Genomic DNA, 21452 nt, shown 5'->3' with positions numbered 1-21452 from the left:
TGGTGGTCGTTACTGGGATCGAACCAGTGACCCCCTCCTTGTAAGGGAGGTGCTCTCCCAGCTGAGCTAAACGACCTGGGAATTCTGTCTCCACTTAGTGGAGAAATGGTGGGTCGTGCTGGATTCGAACCAGCGACCAATTGATTAAAAGTCAACTGCTCTACCGACTGAGCTAACGACCCTCACCACGACCAGGACCGGCTGCAATACTGCTCCGGCTCTGACGGCGGCCTATATTACGGATTTATCATCCTGGCGCAATAGAAAATTCTTAAATTAAATCTGTTTGTTCACTGCGCATACAAAGCAGGGCCGTATTTACAAGATTGTTACGAAAACAGTGACCTACGGCAATGTTACAACTTGCTCAGACTCTGCTTGGCCAATTGGGCTGGCGAGGTATTGGGATAGCCCTTGATCACCTGCTCATAGAAGGTTTTGGCTTCCGCTTTCTTGCCATCGAGTTGTGCCAGCATACCCAGTTTCAGCAGGGCATCGGCCCGCTTGGGAGACTTGCTGAACTTGTTCGCTACCGTGGAGAACTGCGCCGCGGCACCGGTCCTGTCCCCCTTGTTGAACAGCAGTTGACCGAGCCAGTAGTGGGCATTCGGCACATAGCTCGAACTCGGGTACTGCTTGATGAACCCTTCGAAGGCGGGAATGGCCTTGTCGTAGTTCTTGTCCTTGAGCACCATGTTCACGGCCGCATCGTAGGCCTGGTTTTCATCCAGATTGGCAGAGTAGTTTGCCGCAGGGGCTGCACTCGCACCGGCCGCAGGCGTGGCGGGGGCAGCAGCAGGCTTGCTGTTGGCCACCTTGTCCAGCTCTTGATAGAGCTGACGCTGACGCTCTTGCGACTGTTCCATCTGGTAGGTTTGCTGCTCCAGCTGGCCACGCAGTTCAGAGACCTCCCCTTGCAGGGAATCCACCTGTTGCTGCAATTCGGCCTGCAGACGCAGACGGGCATTGAGGGTGCGTTCCAGCAAAGCAACCCTGTCTTCCAGGCTGCCTGTGGGCATGATGGCGCCATTGTTGCCGCTGAGGGCCACGCCACCACCGCCATTGCCACTGAGGTCGCTCACAGGCGCAGCCGCCTGAGCACTCAGTGCAAATAAGACGGCCATCACAATAGTCGCTTGCTTATACACGAGCTTCATTCGGAATAAACCTTAGCGTTTAGTGCAAATAAAACGGCCATCGAAATGGCCGCTTGCTTATATACGAATTAAATTCGGATCAAACCTTAGTAAACCAGAACCGCACGGCGGTTTTTGGCAAAGGCATCCTCGGTGTGAGACAGATCCAGCGGCTTCTCTTCGCCATAGCTGACGATGGAGAGCTGCTCAGCCTGCACACCCAGGGTTTGCAGATACTTGGCAACAGCCTTGGCACGACGCTCGCCCAGCGCGATGTTGTATTCCGGAGTACCGCGCTCATCGGCGTGGCCTTCGATCAACACCTTGACGGACGGACGCTCACGCAGGTAGCTGGCGTGTGCATCCAGCAGGTCGGCGTACTGACCCTGAATGTCATAACCATCAAACGGGAAGTAGATCACGTTGTCACGTTGCAGTGCTTCAAACTTCTGACGCATCTGCTCTTCCGGGGACAACATACCGTTGGCGCCACCGGTTTGTACACCGCCCATGCCGTCGGTCATACCTGACTCGGCGCCAGCGGCGTCAGAATCAGAAGAGGAGCTACAAGCGGCCAGGGTGAACAGTGGCAGTGCGATGGCCAAACCCTTGAGCAGTTTATTGAGTTGCATGCTATTTCCTTAAACCTTTATAACAAAACAAAAAACAATCGAATTTTTATCAATTCAAGAAGGGCGACCAAGCTGGTGCACGAATTTCACCGCTACTGGTCGGAAGGACCGCCTTGAAACGACCATCGGTCGATACCAACGCCAGGCTCTTGCGACCTTGATAGATGGTGGCATAAATGATCATGCTGCCATTGGGAGCCACACTTGGCGACTCATCCAGAGCACTCTGGGTCAATACCAACATTGCTCCGCTTTCCATATCTTGACGAGCGATGCGATATTGTCCCTGAACCCGGGTCACCATCACCATGGACTTGCCGTCCGGCGTGACAGAGGCACCCTGGTTGGATTCTCCTTCCCAGGTCATCCGGCGAGTGACGCCAGTCGCCAAATTTACGCTATAAATCTGGGGTTTGCCACCACGTTCAGAGGTGAAAATCAAAGTTTGCCCGTCAGGCATCCAGGCCGGTTCAGTATCGATCACCCGGGTATTTGTCACCCTTGTCAGCTGCTTGCTTGCAACATCAATGACATAGATATCAGGCTGACCATCTTTGGACAGCACAATAGCCAATCGACGACCATCTGGAGACCACTTTGGCGCCCCGTTGATACCGCGGAAACTGGAGATCAGGCTACGCTGCTGGTTGTAGATGTCCTGCACATAGATTTCAGACTTCTGGTTCTCGAAACTCACGTAAGCCAGCTTGCTGCCGTCCGGCGACCAGGCCGGTGACATCAGCGGCTCGCGGGAGCGCAGCAGCGTCTTCTCGTTGTAGCCGTCGTAATCGGAGATACGCAGCTGATACGGGAACTGGGCCCCCTGCTCGATCGAGACATAGGCAATCCGGGTCAGGAAGGCACCACGTTCGCCCGTCAGACGCTCATAGACGATGTCGGAGATACGGTGAGCAAATTGGCGCATCTGGGCACCCGGTATGGTCGCCATCCGGCTGTCCAGAATGTAACCGTTGCTCTCCCCGCCCTGAGTCTTGGCCAGCTGGCCCTTCAGTACGTCGACCAGCTCGAAGTTGATCTTGTAAGTACCGTCGCCGACGGCAGCAATGGAACCGACCACGACTGCCTCAACCCCCTGGGACGCCCAGGGTGCGAAGTTGATCTCGCCACTTGAGCTAGGGGTTTGCGGCATCTGGCCACGGGCCAGCGGTTTGAACTTGCCACTGCGCATCAGGTCGTTGGAGACCACTTCCGCGATATCCTGCGGCAACTGGCCATTGCCTTCCCACTTGAAGGGTGCAATGGCAATGGGTCGCGCACTGTCGATACCGCCAGTGATGACGATGTCCAAGGCCGCCTGAGCACTCTGGCTCAGCAACAAGCAGCCAACCAAAGCAAAAAACACTTTTCTTATCATGGCTTAAATACTCGGTTCCAATAAAAATGAGAGGTTACATTCCATTCTCAGCAAGACGCTGCCAACCACAGTATATGACCCCGTTTTCTCATGCCTAGATGTTCGGTTCCAACTTGAGATTGAATTCCTTCAACATCTCGAAAGCCGCAGGATCCTTCGGTACCGGCAGTTGATTGGCCTTCAATACTGCCGCTTTGCCGGAACGACATACTGCCGGGTCACCCTGGCCGTTATCTACCGAGATGACAAAACCAGTGCTGGCAAGCCGTACGCCGATAGTACATGTTTTGCCCCGCATGGTGGGGTCCAAAATCATATAACGCTCAACAGTGGCCTTGATGAGAGCCGCATATTTGTCGACCTCACCTTGCGCTGCTGCCGATGCAGCCTGACTGCGAGCATTGGCCTCAGCCGCCAGCTGCTGCTGCATCATGTCTTCCATCTCTTTTTGCAACTTGGCTTGCTCGGCTGCTTTACGCTTGCGCTCGGCCGCTATCTTGGCCTGCTTGTCGGCTTCAGCCTTGGCTTTCTTCTCTGCGTCAGCTTTTGCCTTCTTGGCAGCTTCTTCCTTGGCCTCCTTGGCTTTCTTGTCCGCTTCCGCCTTGGCCTTTTTCTCGGCCTCTGCTTTGGCTTTCTTGTCCGCTTCGGCCTTGGCTTTCTGCTCGGCTTCCTGCTTGGCCTTCTTGTCGGCTTCTGCTTTCTTGGCAGCCTCAGCCTTGGCTTGCTTCTCCTCGGCCTCTTTCTTCTCTTGTTCCTTTTTCTTCTTCAGCGCCAGCGCCTTGCTCTCGGCTTCTGCCGCCTTGCGTTCAGCCTCGGCTTGCTTGGTTTTCTGCTCTTCCAGCTTGCGGGTTTCCTCGGCTTTCTGCGCCTTCTCTTCCGCCAGCTTCTGCTCGGCGACTTTTTTCTGCTTCTCAGCCTCGGCCTTGCGGGTCGCCTCTTCGGCTTCCTTGCGCTTGGTCTCGGCGATACGCAGCCGCTCCTGCTGCTGGGCCAGCTCACGCTTGGCGAGGTCCGTGTCTTCCTTATCCTGCTCTTTCTCTACCTTCTGGGGCTTGGGCTGAGACTTCTGCTGCTGGATCTGCTTGGCCTGTTCGTTGAGGAAGTTCTCGTCAAGCATGACGGCATTGATGATCTGCCCCTTGGACTCTGGCCGCTTCGGTTTGCTGAAGTCGACCCCGACCAGCAAAATGATGCCGACGATCAGGTGCAGCAGCAGCGACGCGATGAGATAACCGGAAATACCACGCTTCACATCCATCTCCGTCAGTTCACCGGATCTGTCATCAGGCCAACCTGAGGCACGCCCGCATTCTTGAGGGCCACCATCAGCAGTATCACCTCTTCGTAGCGCACGGACTTGTCACCCGCCACCACGACGGGGGCGTTCTGGTTGATGGCCAGATAGCCCATGGCCTTTTCGGTGATGTATTGCTGCATCGCCTCGGGCGTCCCGGCAGGCACCGGCTCATCGTCGGCCTCACCGGCCTTGATGACGTACTCGCCTTCGGTATTGACGCTGACAATGAAGGGGGGCTTGGCATCTTCCGGCAACTGCTCGGATTCTGCCTGCGGCAGGTCAACCTTGACCCCTTGCGTGATCACCGGCGTCACCGCCATGAAGATGATAAGCAGCACCAGCATGACGTCGATATAGGGAACCACGTTGATCTCGCACACCTTCTTGCGCCGGATCCGCTGATAGGTTTGCATTACTGATCACCCTGCTGCTGTGCAATTTGACGGTTCAGTATGGTGGTGAACTCGTCCATGAAGTTGGCGTAGGCGTTCTCCAGCTTCTCTACCTTGTTGGTAAACCGGTTATAGAAAATAACCGCAGGAATAGCGGCAAACAGGCCCATGGCGGTCGCGATCAGCGCTTCCGCGATACCCGGTGCCACCATCTGCAAGGTAGCCTGCTGCACCTGGCCCAGGGCGATAAAGGCGTTCATGATGCCCCATACGGTACCAAACAGACCGATATAGGGGCTGATGGAGCCGACGGTTGCCAGCACTGGCAGGTTGGATTCCAGCTCGTCCACCGCGCGGGAAAGCGATACCCGCATGGCACGATAGGTACCATCCATCACCGCATCCTGGCCACGGGCGCCCGCCTTGAGCAGGCGAGCATACTCCTTGAAGCCGGAATAGAAGATATCTTCCATGCCTTCGATATCATCGCGGCGGGAGGAAGACTCCTGATAGAGGCGGTTGAGATCGACCCCGGACCAGAAACGGTCTTCAAACTGCTCGGATGCCAGATTGGCCGCCTTGATGACCTTGGAGCGTTGAAAGATCAGCGCCCAGGAGACAACCGACATCCCCATCAGGGTCATCATGACCAGTTTTACCAACAGGCTGGCTTGCCAAAACAGGCCAATAAACGAAATTTCAGCGTGCACTTAACAGCACTCCCTTCACATTTTCTGGTATTGCAACAGGTTTCATATGCGGATGACTGACACAGGCTATCTGTACCATGGCCTGGGTGATCAGTCGTCCATCAGCCGCCAGGATCTGCTGTGAGAAGCGCATGGATGCACGTTTCACTTCAGTCACTTGCGTTATTACGGTCAACAATTCATTAAAACGGGCCGCCGAGCGGAAATCGATCTCTGTTCGACTCACCACAAACGCGAATCCGGCTTGCAGCAAGACATCCTGTTCGATGCCGCCGCTGCGCAGAAACTCGGTGCGAGCACGTTCCATAAACTTGAGATAATTGGCGTTGTAGACGATGCCCCCGGCGTCAGTGTCTTCGTAGTAGACACGTACCGGAAACTCAGAGACTTCCCCCATAAAAATCTGTGATCCATTCGACAGTCAGATGGGGGGCTATCATAGCGCAGGGCTGAATAGGAAAGAAGCAGGGGGAGACAGGGAAATCCTGCCTCCCCCCGTTTTTTATGAAAGGAAATAGCCTTGGGTCAACCAGAGCCCATACAACAAACTGGGCAAGGCGAGCCAGGGGCAAAACAACACTCGGCCAATGAGGCTGCGGGGATGGAATCCCAGCCCGTGCATGACGCCGCAACAGACCGCCCACATCAACCAGGGAGCGAGCAACAGCCCATGCTCACTGGTGTTGGCGGCCACCAGGTTGGGGGCCTGTAAAATAGCGACGGCCAACAGGGCCGCCGCTACCAACATCAACCCCTGCCAGGGTTGGCGCTCCAGAGGAGCGGCCAACCGGGCGAGCCGATCACTTGTCTTCATCGATCTGACGATCCATGTTCTCGCTGTGTTCCAGCCAGAGCGCATTGATGATGCCAAATGAACACGCCAGCAACAGACCCAGGATCCAGGTGAAATACCACATATCAGGGCACCTTCTTAGTAGAGCGATTGTTGGTTGTCTTCGATGTGCTTGCTGGTCACCCGACCAAACATCTTGACGTAGGTCCAGATGGTATAAGCCAGCACAATCGGTACCAAGATAGCTGCCGCTACCGTCATCACCTTCAGGGTGTTGAACGATGCGGTGGCATCCCACATGGTCAGGCTCAGTGACGGCTCGAGGCTCGAGGGCATCACGAACGGGAACATGGAGAAGCCTGCGGTCAGGATCACGCCGGCAACCGCCAATGAAGAACAGGTAAACGCCACCCAGCCTTTATTCAGCTTGGCAAACAGCGCAGTGAGCAGGCTCATGGAGAGGCCCAGTAACGGCGCGGCTATCATCCAGGGATAGAGGGCGTAGTTGTTCATCCAGGCACCGGCCTGGCGCACCACTTCCTTGTTCATGGGATTGGATACCGCATCGGTCGCAGCCGCCTTGACGACCACGTAGCCGTCCATGCCACTCACCCACCAGCCAGCCAGGCCGAACAGCACCAGGGTCAGCAGGGAGCAGATCATGGCTGCAGTGCGGGAACGCGCCAGCACCTCACCATCGGTCTTCATCATCAGCCAGGTCGCACCCTGGGTGACCAGCATGAACAGACTCACCAGACCGGCCAGAATGCCGAACGGATTGAGCAGGCCGAAGAAGTTGCCGTGATAGGTCAGCATCATGAACTGGTTGAATTCGAACGGCACGCCCTGCAACAAGTTGCCAAAGGCCACCCCGAACACTATGGGGGGTACTGCGCTGCCAATAAACAGCGCCCAGTCCCAGTTGCTGCGCCACTTGGCGTCTTCACGCAGGGAGCGATACTTGAAACCGACCGGACGGAAGAAGAGCGCCATCAGGGTCAGGATCATGGCGATGTAGAAGCCCGAGAAGGCCGCCGCATAGACCATGGGCCAGGCCGCGAACAGGGCACCGCCCGCCGTGACAAGCCATACCTGGTTGCCTTCCCAGTGCGGGCCCATGGTGTTGAGCATCACCCGACGCTCCACATCCTTCTTGCCGACGAAGGGGAGCAGTGCGCCCACCCCCATATCGAAACCGTCGGTGATGGCGAAGCCGATCAGCAAGACGCCAACCAGTACCCACCAGACCAGACGCAACATTTCGTAATCAAACATGGGTTACTCTCCTTATACCTTGCTCTGTTCAAAGTGGTACTTGCCCGTCTTCAGGCTGCTTGGGCCCAGACGCGCATACTTGAACATCAGGTACATCTCGATGATCAGCAGTACGGTATAGAACAGGAAGATCCCGATCAGGGAGAACCAGATCTCGGACGCAGGCACGTTGGATGCAGAGAGCGAGGTCGGCAGCACTTCGGCTATGGTCCAGGGTTGACGGCCATACTCGGCGACAAACCAGCCCGCCTCGATGGCGATCCAGGGCAGCGGGATACCCCACAGCAGGGCTTTGAGCAGCCACTTTCTCTCACCGATACGGTGACGAGCACTGTCATAGAAGGCCAGACCGATCAGTACCAGCATCAGCATGCCGCAGGCAACCATGATGCGGAAAGCGAAGAACAGCGGCAGAACCTGCGGGATGGAGTCATCCACGGCGGCCTTGATCTGTTCGTCGGTCGCGTCTGTCACATTGCTGGTGTAACGCTTGAGCAGCAGACCGTAGCCGAGATCCTGTTTCACTTCATCGAAGCGTGCCAGGGTATCTTCGGACTTGTCGCCGGATTGCAGCTTGGTCAGCAGATCGTAAGCGTTCATGCCGTTACGCACACGCAGCTCGTGCTCGCTCTTCAGATCCTTGAGGCCGGTCACCTGGCCGTCCAGAGAGCGAGTAGCAATGATGCCGAGCGCATAGGGGATCTTGATGGCGTAATCGGTACGCATCTCTTCCTGATTCGGAATGCCGAACAGGGTAAATGCAGCCGGTGCAGGTTCTGTGTCCCACTCGGCTTCGATGGCCGCCAACTTCACCTTCTGCACTTCACCTGTCTCGTAGCCGGACTCGTCACCCAGGATCAGCACAGAGAGGATGGAGGCCATACCGAAGGCCGCTGCGATGGCGAAGGAGCGACGGGCGAAGGCCACATCACGATTCTTCAGCAGGTAGTAAGAAGAGATGCCCAGCACGAACATGGCGCCCGTGGTGTAGCCAGCCGCGACCGTATGGACGAACTTGACCTGAGCGACCGGGTTGAAGACCAGTTCGGCGAAACTCACCATCTCCATCCGCATGGACTCGAAGTTGAACTCGGCACCGACCGGGTTCTGCATCCAGCCGTTGGCAACCAGGATCCAGAGGGCGGAAAGGTTGGTTCCCAGCGCCATCAACCAAGTTGCAGCCAGATGCTGACGCTTGGTCAGGCGGTCCCAACCAAAGAAGAACATGCCGACAAAGGTGGATTCCAGGAAGAACGCCATCAGCCCTTCGATGGCCAGCGGGGCCCCGAAGATATCACCGACATAGTGGGAGTAGTAGGCCCAGTTGGTACCGAACTGAAACTCCATGGTCAGCCCTGTGGTAACCCCGAGGGCGAAGTTAATACCAAACAACTTGCCCCAGAACTTGGTCATGTCCCGGTAGACAGTGTTGTTGGTCATCACATAGACAGATTCCATGATCGCCAGAATGAAGGCCATTCCGAGCGTCAGGGGCACAAACAGGAAGTGATAAAGGGCCGTCGCAGCAAATTGGAACCGCGATAGGTCTACCACATGCTCAGCAATCATGATGTTTCCTCACCGATTATTGGCACGGCTATTTTAAGTTTTAAGGACAAAGCTTCCGTTGGAAGTCCCCGAATGATCGGTCATGTTCCAGTTTGCACTGACGACCGGTTTCGACTGCTACCAGCATTAACAACAAGGCAATATCGAGGAACAAAAAAAGCTAATGTTTAACAATTGCAAAACAATCTAGCTTGCTTTATTCCTGCCCATAATGACCGGTGTTTTATATCACCTTTATTTGATTGAAATCAATGTAAAACCACCATGAATACATGCCTTTTAAAGGCATTTTCACGCTAAATTCCATTTAATTTGGAGAGCTGTGTCACAAAAAACTGAAAATCACAAATCATTGATTTAAATCAATTTTATTATCTCGATCAATAAGTGGCAGTTCTGTTAAAAAATGACTTCCAACGTGAATTTCATTATGTTTCCCCCGCCTGCCAGCGCTGCCAACCAACTCAATTTAAAACCAGTAAAAATGCATTTTCATGCTAATTGAACAGACCAGATAAATGATTAGTTAATCTAATCTGACATGCTCAATTTTTCTTGTTTGTCCGAGTCAGACAGAGCCCCTACAATGCGCCTCGCAGTGAGGGCATCCCCTTGGATACAGGCCGGTCAATCCGGGTTCCCGGCACGTATTCGATGAACATTTCGAACCTGTCTATTGGAATTTAAGATGAAAAAGTTTGTTGCTAAAACCATCCGTTACTACAAGCTTTCGTTCGTTCAGCTCTATCAAATGAACCGACTCTGAGGCCTCGCGACGGCTCCTCTGTTTTTTCCGGTCTGTGTCCAGACGCACTCACTGTCTGTGAACATCCATCCTGAATTGTCTTTGCCCACCGCCTGTGCCGTGGGCTTTTTTATGTCCGGATAACAAAAAACCGCCCTTGATGGCGGTTTTTTGTTCAAACAGCTGTTTTCACCTTTCATCTGGCCGTTGCAGGCCAAAATGTGCATAAGCTCTTGGTGTCGCTATCCGCCCTCTGGGTGTACGTTGCAGGTAGCCCTGCTGGATCAAATAAGGTTCCAGTACATCCTCGATAGTATCTTTTTCTTCACCTATGGCAGCCGCCAGGTTATCGAGACCCACAGGGCCCCCCATAAACTTGTCTATGACAGCCAACAATAGCTTGCGGTCCATGAAGTCGAAACCTTCATTGTCCACGTCCAGCATGTCCATGGCACGGGCCGCTATGGGTCCATCGATCCTGCCATCAGACTTGACCTGGGCAAAGTCGCGCACCCGGCGCAACAAACGGTTAGCAATACGCGGAGTACCGCGAGAGCGACGGGCCAACTCCAGGGCCCCGTCACCTGTCATCTCCAGCCCCAGACAGCGAGCACTGCGAGAGACGATATCGGTCAGCTCCTTGACGTTGTAAAACTCCAGCCGCTGGACGATGCCGAAACGATCCCGCAGCGGGCTGGTCAGGGAACCGGCCCGGGTGGTGGCCCCGATCAGGGTAAAGGGTGGCAAGTCGAGCTTGATGGAGCGAGCGGCAGGGCCCTCCCCTATCATGATGTCGAGCTGGTAATCCTCCATCGCCGGATAGAGCACCTCCTCCACCACTGGGCTGAGACGGTGGATCTCATCGATGAACAAGACGTCGTTCGGTTCGAGGTTGGTGAGCAGGGCAGCCAGATCACCGGCTTTCTCCAGCACAGGGCCCGAGGTGGTCTTGATGTTGACCCCCATCTCGTTGGCGACTATGTTCGCAAGCGTTGTCTTGCCCAGACCCGGCGGGCCGAAGATCAACAGGTGATCGAGTGCCTCACCACGCTGGCGGGCCGCCTCGATGAAGATCTCCATCTGCTCGCAGACGGGATCCTGACCTGTGTAATCGGCCAGCATCTTTGGCCGTATGGCCCTATCGATGATCTCATCCTCACGCACGCCAGTGGCGGAAATGAGACGGTCCGCTTCAATCATTGCCTACCTCACACCAGACTACGCAGGGATTCACGGATGATATCTTCAACCGACATTCCCTCTTTGGCTATCTTGCTGACGATCTGGCTGGCCTGCTGCGGCTTGTAGCCAAGCGCCACCAGTGCACTGGCCGCCTCTTCGCTCGAATCCGGGGCACGCAGGACGCTCTCCCTAGCTGGCAGGCTGATCTCGGCCGGCGAGAAGAGATCGTGGCTGACCCAGCCCTTGAGCCTGTCCTTCATCTCCACCACCAGCCGCTCGGCGGTCTTCTTGCCCACGCCTGGCAACTTGATCAGGGAGCTTATCTCCTCACGCTCAACACTCAGCACAAACTGGGTGGCTGTCATGCCGGAGAGAATGGCCAGCGCCAGCTTGGGGCCGACGCCATTGGTTTTGATCAGCTCGCGGAACAGCGCCCGCTCCTGCTTGTGATTGAAGCCGTACAGCAGCTGGGCATCTTCACGCACCACGAAGTGAGTGTGGATGGTCACTTCCTTGCCGATCTCGGGCAGATCATAGAAGCAGCTCATGGGCATCTGTACTTCATAACCCAGGCCCCCGACTTCCAGCAGCACCTCGGGGGGTTGTTTCTCAATGACTACGCCTCTCAAGCGACCAATCACGGCTCTCTCCTCGCCAAACCATCTATCTGTAAATTGGGTCATAGCATAAAGAATAACTGGATAAGTATCCAGCATAGGGCGCTGACGGATGACAGAGGATTCTCGGCATTCTGGCGCTTTCGGAGCCATGCTTGGATCGGATCTGGGCAGTAACTTTATTTTCCACCGGGAATGGCGGATCTTGGCCATTGATAGAACACTGAATTGGGTTTGTTCGGAACCAGGGAAGGTCCTGCATCATGAAAATTGTCACTACATCGAATCTTGGGCTGACTATCCTGCTCGGTTGCACACTGGGCATGGGCGCGATCGGCTGGTATGGCAGCCAGCGGCTGGCCGACTTGCTCTCCTATGTATTGGGCGCCGCCTGGCAAACCGCCGATGGCGCCATGGAGGGATCCATCGAGCTGGGCAACCAGTCCCTGTATATCCAGAAAATGCTCAGAGGCATGCCCCTCGACGAGCCCGAGCTGCAGCGAGCCAAACAGGCAGCCACCGAGGCCCTGCAACGGGTTGAGGAAGGCAAGCTCATCGATGCGACGGCCATCAATGCAATGAAGCAGCATGAGCAGACGTATCAGCAACAGCAGGAAAAACTGCTGACGCTCTACAGCACCTTTACCGGTATCGATCAGGCACTGCGCGCCAGTTCGGAGCGCATGTCACGCCTCTCAACCCAACTGGAGGTGATCGGTGATGGCGCAGTCGAGAGCCTCACCCAGTCACCTGATCAGGCCATCAGCTGGAACGGCGGCCTCTCCACCCGCTGGCAGGCGGCCGACGGCGGCATGGAGGCCAACATAGGTTTCCTGCGTCAGCTCTATGCCCTGGAGAAGATGCAGAGTGAAGGCCCCACCCCCGCCATCCAGGCCGAACTGACGGAGGCAAACCGCTTCTATCAGGAAGCGGTGGACGGCATGCTGGCGACCGGCCTGTTCGATGTGCCCGGTGAAGGGGAGTTTGCCGGCCAGTCGCTCTCCACTCAGTACCGCGCCCTGCTGGCCGACAGCACGCGGCTGACAAGTGAGTGGATCGCGGCCCTGACCGATTACCAGCGCCAGCTGGCTCTTTACGAGAGCAGTGCCGAACAACTCAAACAGGCGCTGGTCGAGGTCGAGACCCAGGGCGATGCGACCGTCGAGGATCAGGTGAACCAGCTCAATACCATTATCGGCTATACCAAAAACCTGATCCTGGGCGGCCTGGTGCTGAGCCTGCTGATTGTCACTCTGTGTGGCTTCTGGTTGGTGCGCACCATAGTCAACCCCCTGCTGCAAGTTGACCAGCGCATGCAGGACATAGCCGCAGGCGACGGGGATCTCAACGCTCGCATCAACCTCAAGCGGGACGATGAACTAGGCTCGCTGGCGGGCAGCGTTGATCGCTTCATCGAAAAGCTGCAAAAGATGATCAGCTCCACCATGGACAACAATCAGCACATCAGCGATCACGTGCACACCTCGGTCAACCGGGTCGAGGCCATCAGCCAGAGCAGCCGTCAGACCGCCGAGCATGCCCAGGCGTTGCACCACGACAGCGAGCAGATGGTACAGGTCGCCACCTCCATCTCGGATAACTGCAGTCTGGCCGCGCAAAATGCCAATCAGGTCCGTCAGCTGACCACACAGAGCAGTCAGTATGTGGCCTCTGCCAGCGCAGGCATGCAGCGAGTGGTGGTGGAAGTGGGGGAATGTGCCAATGCCATCAACGCCCTCAAGGAGCAGGCGGGCCAGATTGGCCAGATCATCTCCACCATCAGCAGTATCTCGGAGCAGACCAACCTGCTGGCCCTCAACGCCGCCATCGAGGCAGCCCGGGCCGGCGAAATGGGCCGGGGCTTTGCCGTGGTGGCGGACGAGGTACGCACCCTGGCCAACCGCACCGCCGCCTCCAGCGCCGAGATAACCGAGGTGATCAACAGCATTCAGCAGCAGACCGAGAAGGCTTATCTGATGATGCAGCGCAACCTGAAAACTGTGGAATCGGGGATGGAGGACTCCGACAACACCAAGCAAATCCTGTTCAAGGTGGAAGAAGCTATCGACCATCTGGCCGACATGGTGCAGCAGGTGGCGGATGCCACAGGTCAGCTCTCCCACACCCTGAGCCACACCTCGGACAAGGTCTCCGGCATCAGCCTGCAGGCCCAGACAGGGGAACAGGAGGCGCAGGAGTGCCTGCAGCTCGCCTCCTCCCTCCATCAGGCCAGCCTGCTGCAACAGCGACTGCTGTCGCAATTTCGGGTCTGACACGGGCGGGGGCCCCGCCCCCGCTTTCTCCCGCTGCGCTAAATTTAGCCCTTGGGCCACAGGGCCCTCCCTGTTAAAATTCCGCTCTTGAATTTATCCAGGGCCCCGCGGCCCGTCTTATCTAAGGTCACGAGCGATGCGTACCAGCCAATACCTGCTTTCCACTCTCAAGGAAACCCCGTCCGACGCCGAAGTCGTCAGTCATCAGCTGATGCTGCGCGCCGGCATGATCCGCAAACTGGCCTCCGGCATGTATGCCTGGCTGCCGTCCGGCCTGCGGGTACTGAAAAAGATCGAGAACATTGTTCGCGAAGAGATGAACAATGCTGGCGCCATCGAAGTCTCCATGCCGGTGGTACAACCCGCCGAGCTGTGGCAGGAGTCAGGCCGCTGGGACGACTACGGCCCCGAGCTGTGCCGCCTGACCGACCGCCACAACCGCCCCTTCGTACTGGGTCCGACCCACGAAGAGGTGATCACCTCCCTGGTCCGTTACGAAGTGAACAGCTACAAGCAGCTGCCGCTCAACCTCTACCAGATCCAGACCAAGTTCCGCGATGAAGTGCGTCCCCGTTTCGGCGTGATGCGCGGTCGCGAGTTCCTGATGAAGGACGCCTACTCCTTCCACATCGACAAGGCCTCGCTGATCGAGACCTACGAGCGGATGCACGCCGCCTACTGCGCCGCCTTTACCCGCATGGGGCTGAACTTCCGTCCTGTGCAGGCCGATACCGGCTCCATCGGCGGCACCGGCTCTCACGAATTCCAGGTACTGGCCGAGAGCGGTGAAGACTTGATTGCCTTCTCCGATACCTCAGATTACGCCGCCAACATAGAGATGGCCGAAGCGCTGGCACCCGTTGGCGAGCGCGCTGCCGCAACCAAAGCCCTGACCAAGGTTGCCACTCCAAACGTCCACACCATCGACGACGTCGCTGCGTTCCTGAGCGTGGCACCGACCTCCATCGCCAAGACCCTGTTGGTACTGGCCGAAGCGGATGAGCACGGCAAGCAGGCCGTGATCGCCCTGGTGCTGCGTGGCGATCACGAGCTGAACGAGATCAAGGCCGAGAAGCTCCCGGGTGTTGCCAACCCGCTCACCTTCGCCAACGACGAGCAGATCAAGGCTGCCGCCGGTTGCGATGCGGGCTCCATCGGTCCGGTCGGCTTTGCCGGTCGCATCATTGCCGATCGCAGCGCCGCCCATCTGGCGGACTTCGTCTGCGGCGCCAACGAAACCGGCTTCCACCTGACCGGTGCCAACTGGGATCGCGATATCGCCACCTTTGACGTTGCCGACCTGCGCAACGTGGTGGAAGGCGACCCGAGCCCGTGCGGCCAGGGCAAGCTGCTGCTCAAGCGCGGTATCGAAGTGGGCCACATCTTCCAGCTGGGTACCAAGTACTCCGAAGCCATGAAGGCGAGCGTGCTGAACGAAGGCGGCAAGTCCGTCACCATGGAGATGGGTTGCTACGGTATCGGGGTCTCTCGTCTGGTGGCGGCTGCCATCGAGCAGAACAACGACCAGTACGGCATCATCTGGCCAGACGCCATAGCTCCGTTCGAAGTGGCCATAGTGCCGATGAACATGCACAAATCCGAGCGAGTGGCCGAACAGGCACAGCAGTTCTACGCCGAGCTGAAAGCGGCTGGTGTGGACGTGCTGTTCGACGACCGTAAAGAGCGCCCGGGCGTGATGTTCGCCGATATGGAGCTGCTGGGTGTGCCGCACGCCATTGTCATCGGCGATCGCGGTCTGGACAACGGCGTGGTGGAGTACAAGTGCCGCCGCTCCGGCGAGAAGCAGGAAGTGGCGATCAAAGAGATCGTTGCCATGCTCAAGGCCAAGCTGGGTCGTTAATCCCACGCCGCCACTGCTGGTATAAAAAAGCGCGCCAATCGGCGCGCTTTTTGTTTTCTGCTGGCCCGGAGTCTGACAGGCTGAAGAGCCATCAGATCCCCCTACGACTCAGGCTCGCAGGGCCGTCATCAGCTGGGTGACGACGCCATCGAGCAGGGCGCGGTCGGGGCGACACTGGGCGAAGGTGACCAGGCCCTGGATATTGATCAGCAGGAAGGCGGTCAGAGTCGGTATGTCGCGGTCGGCCACCAGCTCGCCGCGCTGCTGGGCGAGACTCAGGATCTGCGCCAGATCGGCGTCCAGCTCGGCATAGATGGCCTTGAGCCGCAGGTGCAGCTCTTCGTCTTGCTCCGCCAGCTCCATCAGGGTACGCGTCACCAGACAGGTGCCGCACAGAGCATCGTTCACTATCTGGCTGAGGTAGGCCTGCACCCCCGCCAGCGGACTCTGGCCGGCAAAGAAGCCACGGCGCAGCGCGCTTTTTTCCTGCACATAGTGATCGACCGCCGCCAGCAGCAGGCCGCGTTTGTTGCCAAACGCAGCGTAGAGGCTGCCCGGATGCAACCCGGTCGCCGCCACCAGCTCCTGCATGGTGGTCTTGGCGTAACCCTTGGCCCGAAATGCCTCCATGGCATTTCGCAAGACGTCGTCCCGGTTGAACTCGGCGCTGCGCATGGTTTCTCCGTTGAAAAAGCGATCACCGGCGCAGAGCCGATGAGGGGGAACAAAAAGGGCGGCAAGTTTACCCCAGCAGGCAGGCAAGACCAACCCATGTTGAATGCTCGTTCAAAAAAGACTTGCACACAAAACAAAAAACGTCTTGAATGCACGTTCAAGAATCAATCCCTCAGGACAGACGATCATGAATACCCTGTTTCAGCCCTATCGCCTCAACGACACCCTCACCCTCGCGAATCGCTTCATGATGGCACCGCTTACCCGTTGCATGGCCGGCCCGGGCCTGGTGCCCACCGAACAGATGGCCGCCTATTACGCCCGTCGTGCCGATATCGGCCTCATCATCTCCGAAGCCACCATCATTCGCCCGGATGGCCAGGGCTATCCCAATACCCCCGGACTCTACAGCCCGGAGCAGATCGAAGGCTGGAAAAAAGTCACCAGCGCCGTACACGCCAATGGCGGCAAAATCTTCGCCCAACTGTGGCACGTGGGTCGCCTCTCCCATCCTTTCTTCCATCATGGCGAAGTACTGGCACCGTCTGCCGTCGCCCATGAGGGGACTGTGCCACGCATGCGTGAGCTGGAGTATCAGGTGCCCCGTCCCCTGACAGTGGCCGAGATAGGCCAGCTGGCAGAGGATTACGCCCAGGCCGCTGCCAACGCCATTGAAGCAGGTTTTGACGGGGTTGAGATCCATGGTGCCAACGGCTATCTCATCGACCAGTTCCTGCACCATTCGAGCAACCTGCGCAGCGATCAGTACGGCGGCAGCCCGGAAAACATGAGCCGCTTCGCACTGGAAGTGGTGGATGCGGTCAACGCCCGCATCGGATCCGAGCGGGTTGGCCTGCGCCTCTCCCCCGGTGCCTATGTGCATCTGGAAGGTGACAAGCGGGATCGCGCCGTGTTCGATTATCTGCTGGCCGAGCTGAACCAGCGCGCCCTGGCCTATGTGCATCTGGGCATCTTCGATGACAGCCTCACCTTTGACTATCTGGATGGCCACGCCTCCGACTATCTGCGCGCCCACTACGACGGCCATCTGGTCGGAGTTGGCAACTACAGCGCCGACACAGCCCTGGATGCCATCAAGGCCAACCGGTTCGACCTCGTCGCCATCGGCCGTCCGCTGATCGCCAACCCGGACTATCTCGCCAAAGTGCAGAAGGGCGAGGCACTGACCCCTTATGCCGACGCCATGCTGACAGAGCTGGTGTAAACACGCCGGTTCATGACCAACCAAGGATGGGATCCGCACCCCCGGGCGCGGGTTTCCAATGTTTGGGCCCCTTTCGGGCCCTTTTTTATGTCCGGCCTCTCCTTGTCCGCCTCATGATCCACCACTCCCCCCCATAAAAAAGTTGCTAGATACAACTAGTTAGTTATATTGGTTGTTGAAGACAACCAAATAGGAAGCCTTGATATGGATCCCCGCCCCCTGCGCGCCCTGTCGCGCGATCTGGTTCGCGAACTCGGCATGCTCTCCCAGCAGTGTGGCGAGCTGGCGCTCACCCCGCTCGAAGCACATCTGCTGATCGAACTGGAGAGCGGCCCCGCCACCAACCAGCAACTGGCCGAGCGGCTGCACATCGACAAGTCCAATGCCAGCCGCCCGCTGGCCCGCCTCGCCGAACGGGAGCTCATCAGCTGGCACCCCCATCCGTCCGATGGACGCAGCAAGGAGGCGCGCCTCACCATCGCCGGCCAGGCCCAACTGCTGGTGCTGCATCAGGAGATGGACAGTGCCATGGAAGAGACCCTGGCCCAGCTCACCCTGAGCGAACGTGAGCAACTGTGGGCCGGCCTGCGTCTTTACCGCAGCGCACTCTCCCGCGCCCGCCGTCAGCAGGGCTACCGCATCCGTCCCATCACAGCCGCCGACAATCCCCATATCGCCGCCGTGGTGCGCGCCGTCTCCGCCGAATACGGCCTCACCGCCGACAAGGGCTACGGGGTGGCCGACCCTGACCTCGATCGGCTGCACGAGACCTACCAAGGGGAGAAGAGCCGCTACTGGGTGATCGAAGGGCCTGATGGCACCATCCTCGGCGGCGGCGGCATAGCGCCGCTGGCGGGGGAAGAGGATCAGGTATGCGAGCTGCAGAAGATGTACTTCATGCCCTCCCTGCGCGGGTTGGGGCTGGGTCGACGGCTGGTACTGCAGGCGCTGGACGAGGCACGCACCCTCGGTTACCAGCGCTGCTATCTGGAAACCACAGAGGTATTGCGCGAGGCGACCACGCTCTACGAATCCCTTGGCTTCGAACATCTGCCAGGGCCGCTTGGCTGTACCGGCCACGATGCCTGCGAGATCTGCATGCTGCTGGAACTGGAATAGAGCGCCCCCTCATCCCCAGCCCTTCTCCCGCGAGGGGAGAAGGGGGTCAGTAATAACTGATGGTGGATGCTCCCTCTGTCCTCACCTAAACCCGTTGGGTGTAGTGATCAAAGACGATGACCTTCTGATATCCCTCTGATTCGTAGAGCGATTTCGCGGGATGATTGGATACGGCTGTAGCCAGTTTAACAGTCAGCGCATCTGTCTCTTTGGCAAAGCTGGCCACCCGTTTTAACAGAGCTCTTGCCACTCCCTGCTGGCGGGCTGATTCGGCGACGAAGAGATCGTTGAGATACCACATTCGCCTCATGGCAACGGATGAAAATGCAGGGTAAAGCTGGGCAAACCCCATGCTTTCCCCCACCTCATTGCGAGCAAGAAAGATCACTGAATCGGCGTTGGTGAGGCGCTCGGCAATAAACCCCGTTGCGGCACTACGATCCGGCGCCTGCCCATAAAACTGACGGTAGGCATCAAACAGGTAGCTGGTTTCTTCAAGATGGGCTGGGGTGGCTTGGAGAATATGCATGCAATGTCCTTATTCTGTTCATGCTGAAAGTTTCGTGGCGAAGAGGAATCGTATATTGGTTCCATATGGGGTGCCACTAGCTATTGGACTCAGGAGGGGAAATAGAACTAGGTGGTCTTGATAAGGCCAGCTTCCACTGGCCGGCACAATCTCCGGATAAAGAAAGACCCCGCCGAAGCGGGGTCTCTTATGTCATCATCCTGCAGATATCGCGCGCCTGCAGACAAACACGCTGTGATCAGTGTTCGCGAGTCTGACGGAAGTGAACGTCCGGATGACGTTCCTGAGACAGACGCAGGTTGACCATGGTCGGGGCTATGTAGGTGAGGTTGTCACCTCCATCCAGCGCCAGGTTCAGCTCGTTCTTGCGCTTGAACTCTTCGAACTTCTTGGCGTCAGTCCCTTCCACCCAGCGGGCGGTGGAGACGTTGACCGCCTCGTACAGGGCTTCGACGTTGTACTCGCTCTTCAGACGCGACACCACAACGTCAAACTGCAGCACACCGACCGCACCGACGATGAGATCGTTGCTGATGAGTGGACGGAACACCTGCACAGCGCCCTCTTCGGAGAGCTGGACCAGCCCCTTGAGCAGCTGCTTCTGCTTGAGCGGGTCGCGCAGGCGGATGCGGCGGAACAGCTCGGGCGCAAAGTTCGGGATGCCGGTGAACTTGAGATCTTCGCCCTGGGTGAAGGTGTCGCCGATCTGTATGGTGCCGTGGTTGTGCAGCCCTATGATGTCACCGGCACACGCCTCCACCGCCTGCTCGCGGTCACCGGCCATAAAGGTAACGGCGTCGGAGATGTTCACATCCTTGCCGATGCGCACGTGGCGCATCTTCATGCCCTTGCTGTAAGTGCCTGACACTATGCGCATAAAGGCGATACGGTCCCGGTGTTTCGGATCCATGTTCGCCTGGATCTTGAACACGAAACCGGAGAATTTCTCCTCGGTCGCCTCAACCAGACGGCTCTCGGCCTTGCGCGGCATAGGCGCAGGGGCCCAGTCGGTCAGGCCATCCAGCATGTGGTCGACGCCGAAGTTACCAAGGGCGGTACCGAAGAAGACCGGGGTCATGTCGCCGGCGATGAAGGCCTCGTGATCGAACTCGGGAGAGGCGCCCTGCACCAGCTCCAGTTCGCCACGCAGTTGGGCGGCCAGGTCTTCGCCGATGGCGGCGTCCAGCTCGGGGTTATGCAGCCCCTTGACTACCCGCTTCTCCTGAATGGTGTGGCCCTGACCAGTCTGATACAGATAGGTCTCGTCCTTGTAGAGGTGATAGACACCCTTGAAGGATTTACCACAGCTGATAGGCCAGGTAATGGGGGCGCACATGATCTTCAGCTCGCGTTCTACCTCGTCCATCACTTCCATAGGATCGCGCACTTCGCGGTCCATCTTGTTCATGAAAGTGAGGATCGGGGTGTCACGCAGCCGGGTCACTTCCATCAGCTTGCGGGTCCGGTCTTCAACACCCTTGGCGGCGTCAATGACCATCAGGCAGCAATCCACGGCGGTGAGAGTACGGTAGGTATCTTCGGAGAAGTCCTCGTGACCCGGGGTATCAAGCAGGTTGACCAGGCAGTTGGAGTAGGGGAACTGCATCACAGAGGTGGTGATGGAGATACCGCGCTGCTTCTCCATCTCCATCCAGTCGGATTTGGCGTGCTGGCCTGAGCCACGGCCCTTGACGGTACCGGCGCGCTGAATGGCATGTCCGAACAGCAGGACCTTTTCGGTGATGGTGGTTTTACCCGCATCCGGGTGCGAGATGATCGCAAAAGTGCGTCTCTTGGAGACTTCACTCAGAAATTCAGCTGACATAATTCAACGTTCTTCTATTGGGCGGCGGCCTTGGCCACCGTGGGAATAAATACGGGATGCCGCTCACGGCACATGTATACGCAACGAAAGCCACGCCAGCTGGCGTTTTGCCAACCCGGTGGAGAGAGGGAGGAGGGCTGCGTTACATGGGTCTTCTCGCCTGAGTCAAAGCAAAATTGCGCGACATTATACCCGCGCGAGTGAAAAATACCCAGCCCGGCT

The 21452-nt window shown here is 57.6% G+C and carries 20 protein-coding genes and 2 tRNA genes; 4 read left to right on the top strand and 18 right to left on the bottom strand.

Annotated elements, in window-relative coordinates:
• From OKC28_RS01520 to ruvA, 15 genes are all read right to left on the bottom strand, one after another.
• Positions 1 to 76, bottom strand: a tRNA-Val gene (locus tag OKC28_RS01520).
• A gap of 30 nt (positions 77 to 106) precedes the next feature.
• Positions 107 to 182, bottom strand: a tRNA-Lys gene (locus OKC28_RS01515).
• 174 nt (positions 183 to 356) lie between these two features.
• Positions 357 to 1157 (bottom strand): tol-pal system protein YbgF, encoded by an 801-nt coding sequence (gene ybgF, locus OKC28_RS01510; protein WP_017412184.1) that lies wholly within the window; start codon positions 1155 to 1157, stop codon positions 357 to 359.
• A gap of 86 nt (positions 1158 to 1243) precedes the next feature.
• The gene (pal, locus tag OKC28_RS01505) at positions 1244 to 1768 is read right to left on the bottom strand and encodes a peptidoglycan-associated lipoprotein Pal (protein WP_005313284.1); all 525 of its coding nucleotides are present in this window, start codon (positions 1766 to 1768) and stop codon (positions 1244 to 1246) included.
• 49 nt (positions 1769 to 1817) lie between these two features.
• Positions 1818 to 3143: a Tol-Pal system beta propeller repeat protein TolB gene (gene tolB, locus OKC28_RS01500; protein WP_011898362.1), complete on the bottom strand. Its 1326-nt coding sequence runs from the start codon at positions 3141 to 3143 to the stop codon at positions 1818 to 1820.
• 94 nt (positions 3144 to 3237) lie between these two features.
• Positions 3238 to 4401, bottom strand: coding sequence for a cell envelope integrity protein TolA (gene tolA, locus OKC28_RS01495; RefSeq protein WP_219593416.1), 1164 nt, complete (start codon positions 4399 to 4401; stop codon positions 3238 to 3240).
• Between the two features lie 5 nt (positions 4402 to 4406).
• Positions 4407 to 4853, bottom strand: a complete 447-nt coding sequence (tolR, locus tag OKC28_RS01490) for a protein TolR (RefSeq protein ID WP_005313291.1) — start codon at positions 4851 to 4853, stop codon at positions 4407 to 4409.
• A complete protein-coding gene (tolQ, locus tag OKC28_RS01485; RefSeq protein ID WP_005313294.1) occupies positions 4853 to 5542 on the bottom strand; it encodes a protein TolQ in 690 nt (229 codons plus the stop codon). The genes tolR and tolQ overlap by 1 nt, the downstream gene beginning before the upstream one ends.
• Positions 5532 to 5939, bottom strand: a complete 408-nt coding sequence (gene ybgC, locus OKC28_RS01480; RefSeq protein ID WP_005313296.1) for a tol-pal system-associated acyl-CoA thioesterase — start codon at positions 5937 to 5939, stop codon at positions 5532 to 5534. Before ybgC ends, tolQ begins: the two co-directional genes overlap by 11 nt.
• A 105-nt stretch (positions 5940 to 6044) precedes the next feature.
• Positions 6045 to 6356, bottom strand: coding sequence for a cyd operon YbgE family protein (locus tag OKC28_RS01475; protein WP_005313299.1), 312 nt, complete (start codon positions 6354 to 6356; stop codon positions 6045 to 6047).
• Positions 6343 to 6459, bottom strand: a complete 117-nt coding sequence (cydX, locus tag OKC28_RS01470) for a cytochrome bd-I oxidase subunit CydX (protein ID WP_005313303.1) — start codon at positions 6457 to 6459, stop codon at positions 6343 to 6345. Before cydX ends, OKC28_RS01475 begins: the two co-directional genes overlap by 14 nt.
• A 14-nt stretch (positions 6460 to 6473) precedes the next feature.
• Positions 6474 to 7610 (bottom strand): cytochrome d ubiquinol oxidase subunit II, encoded by a 1137-nt coding sequence (gene cydB, locus OKC28_RS01465; protein ID WP_005313305.1) that lies wholly within the window; start codon positions 7608 to 7610, stop codon positions 6474 to 6476.
• A gap of 12 nt (positions 7611 to 7622) precedes the next feature.
• A complete protein-coding gene (locus tag OKC28_RS01460) occupies positions 7623 to 9179 on the bottom strand; it encodes a cytochrome ubiquinol oxidase subunit I (RefSeq protein ID WP_005313307.1) in 1557 nt (518 codons plus the stop codon).
• Positions 9180 to 10113: 934 nt separating this feature from the next.
• On the bottom strand, positions 10114 to 11124 hold the full coding sequence (gene ruvB, locus OKC28_RS01455) for a Holliday junction branch migration DNA helicase RuvB (RefSeq protein ID WP_270686858.1): 1011 nt from the start codon (positions 11122 to 11124) through the stop codon (positions 10114 to 10116).
• Between the two features lie 8 nt (positions 11125 to 11132).
• The gene (gene ruvA, locus OKC28_RS01450; RefSeq protein ID WP_005313314.1) at positions 11133 to 11747 is read right to left on the bottom strand and encodes a Holliday junction branch migration protein RuvA; all 615 of its coding nucleotides are present in this window, start codon (positions 11745 to 11747) and stop codon (positions 11133 to 11135) included.
• 239 nt (positions 11748 to 11986) lie between these two features.
• Here ruvA and OKC28_RS01445 point away from each other — a divergent pair, with 239 nt between their 5' ends.
• Positions 11987 to 13996, top strand: coding sequence for a methyl-accepting chemotaxis protein (locus tag OKC28_RS01445; RefSeq protein WP_270686856.1), 2010 nt, complete (start codon positions 11987 to 11989; stop codon positions 13994 to 13996).
• A gap of 136 nt (positions 13997 to 14132) precedes the next feature.
• Positions 14133 to 15857 (top strand): proline--tRNA ligase, encoded by a 1725-nt coding sequence (locus OKC28_RS01440; RefSeq protein ID WP_270686854.1) that lies wholly within the window; start codon positions 14133 to 14135, stop codon positions 15855 to 15857.
• 108 nt (positions 15858 to 15965) lie between these two features.
• Here OKC28_RS01440 and OKC28_RS01435 read toward each other — a convergent pair whose 3' ends face one another.
• The gene (locus OKC28_RS01435) at positions 15966 to 16532 is read right to left on the bottom strand and encodes a TetR/AcrR family transcriptional regulator (RefSeq protein WP_219593411.1); all 567 of its coding nucleotides are present in this window, start codon (positions 16530 to 16532) and stop codon (positions 15966 to 15968) included.
• Between the two features lie 187 nt (positions 16533 to 16719).
• On the opposite strand from OKC28_RS01435, the gene OKC28_RS01430 reads away from it, so the two are divergent.
• Together OKC28_RS01430 and OKC28_RS01425 are read left to right on the top strand one after the other, a co-directional pair.
• Positions 16720 to 17757, top strand: coding sequence for an alkene reductase (locus OKC28_RS01430; RefSeq protein ID WP_270686849.1), 1038 nt, complete (start codon positions 16720 to 16722; stop codon positions 17755 to 17757).
• A gap of 204 nt (positions 17758 to 17961) precedes the next feature.
• Entirely contained in the window at positions 17962 to 18876 is a 915-nt protein-coding gene (locus tag OKC28_RS01425; RefSeq protein WP_270686848.1) for a bifunctional helix-turn-helix transcriptional regulator/GNAT family N-acetyltransferase, read from the top strand.
• A gap of 85 nt (positions 18877 to 18961) precedes the next feature.
• On the opposite strand, the gene OKC28_RS01420 is transcribed toward OKC28_RS01425, so the two are convergent.
• A complete protein-coding gene (locus tag OKC28_RS01420; protein WP_270686847.1) occupies positions 18962 to 19405 on the bottom strand; it encodes a GNAT family N-acetyltransferase in 444 nt (147 codons plus the stop codon).
• A 238-nt stretch (positions 19406 to 19643) separates the two neighbouring features.
• On the bottom strand, positions 19644 to 21233 hold the full coding sequence (prfC, locus tag OKC28_RS01415) for a peptide chain release factor 3 (RefSeq protein WP_270686941.1): 1590 nt from the start codon (positions 21231 to 21233) through the stop codon (positions 19644 to 19646).
• Positions 21234 to 21452: the final 219 nt, after the last annotated feature.

It is taken from the genome of Aeromonas sp. D3, from assembly GCF_027705025.1.
Lineage (GTDB): Bacteria > Pseudomonadota > Gammaproteobacteria > Enterobacterales > Aeromonadaceae > Aeromonas > Aeromonas salmonicida.
Note: the sequence above shows the minus strand (reverse complement) of the source record. Positions and strands in the feature narration are given on the sequence as shown.

Coding starts and splice junctions, on each gene's coding strand:
- pal (WP_005313284.1), bottom strand. CDS start 1,768: ATGCAACTCAATAAACTGCTCAAGGGTTTGGCCATCGCACTGCCACTG.
- tolR (WP_005313291.1), bottom strand. CDS start 4,853: ATGCAAACCTATCAGCGGATCCGGCGCAAGAAGGTGTGCGAGATCAAC.
- OKC28_RS01435 (WP_219593411.1), bottom strand. CDS start 16,532: ATGCGCAGCGCCGAGTTCAACCGGGACGACGTCTTGCGAAATGCCATG.
- tolB (WP_011898362.1), bottom strand. CDS start 3,143: ATGATAAGAAAAGTGTTTTTTGCTTTGGTTGGCTGCTTGTTGCTGAGC.
- OKC28_RS01445 (WP_270686856.1), top strand. CDS start 11,987: ATGAAAATTGTCACTACATCGAATCTTGGGCTGACTATCCTGCTCGGT.
- OKC28_RS01475 (WP_005313299.1), bottom strand. CDS start 6,356: ATGAAGACAAGTGATCGGCTCGCCCGGTTGGCCGCTCCTCTGGAGCGC.
- OKC28_RS01430 (WP_270686849.1), top strand. CDS start 16,720: ATGAATACCCTGTTTCAGCCCTATCGCCTCAACGACACCCTCACCCTC.
- ybgC (WP_005313296.1), bottom strand. CDS start 5,939: ATGGGGGAAGTCTCTGAGTTTCCGGTACGTGTCTACTACGAAGACACT.
- OKC28_RS01440 (WP_270686854.1), top strand. CDS start 14,133: ATGCGTACCAGCCAATACCTGCTTTCCACTCTCAAGGAAACCCCGTCC.
- OKC28_RS01460 (WP_005313307.1), bottom strand. CDS start 9,179: ATGATTGCTGAGCATGTGGTAGACCTATCGCGGTTCCAATTTGCTGCG.
- ybgF (WP_017412184.1), bottom strand. CDS start 1,157: ATGAAGCTCGTGTATAAGCAAGCGACTATTGTGATGGCCGTCTTATTT.
- cydB (WP_005313305.1), bottom strand. CDS start 7,610: ATGTTTGATTACGAAATGTTGCGTCTGGTCTGGTGGGTACTGGTTGGC.
- OKC28_RS01420 (WP_270686847.1), bottom strand. CDS start 19,405: ATGCATATTCTCCAAGCCACCCCAGCCCATCTTGAAGAAACCAGCTAC.
- OKC28_RS01425 (WP_270686848.1), top strand. CDS start 17,962: ATGGATCCCCGCCCCCTGCGCGCCCTGTCGCGCGATCTGGTTCGCGAA.
- ruvB (WP_270686858.1), bottom strand. CDS start 11,124: ATGATTGAAGCGGACCGTCTCATTTCCGCCACTGGCGTGCGTGAGGAT.
- cydX (WP_005313303.1), bottom strand. CDS start 6,459: ATGTGGTATTTCACCTGGATCCTGGGTCTGTTGCTGGCGTGTTCATTT.
- tolA (WP_219593416.1), bottom strand. CDS start 4,401: ATGGATGTGAAGCGTGGTATTTCCGGTTATCTCATCGCGTCGCTGCTG.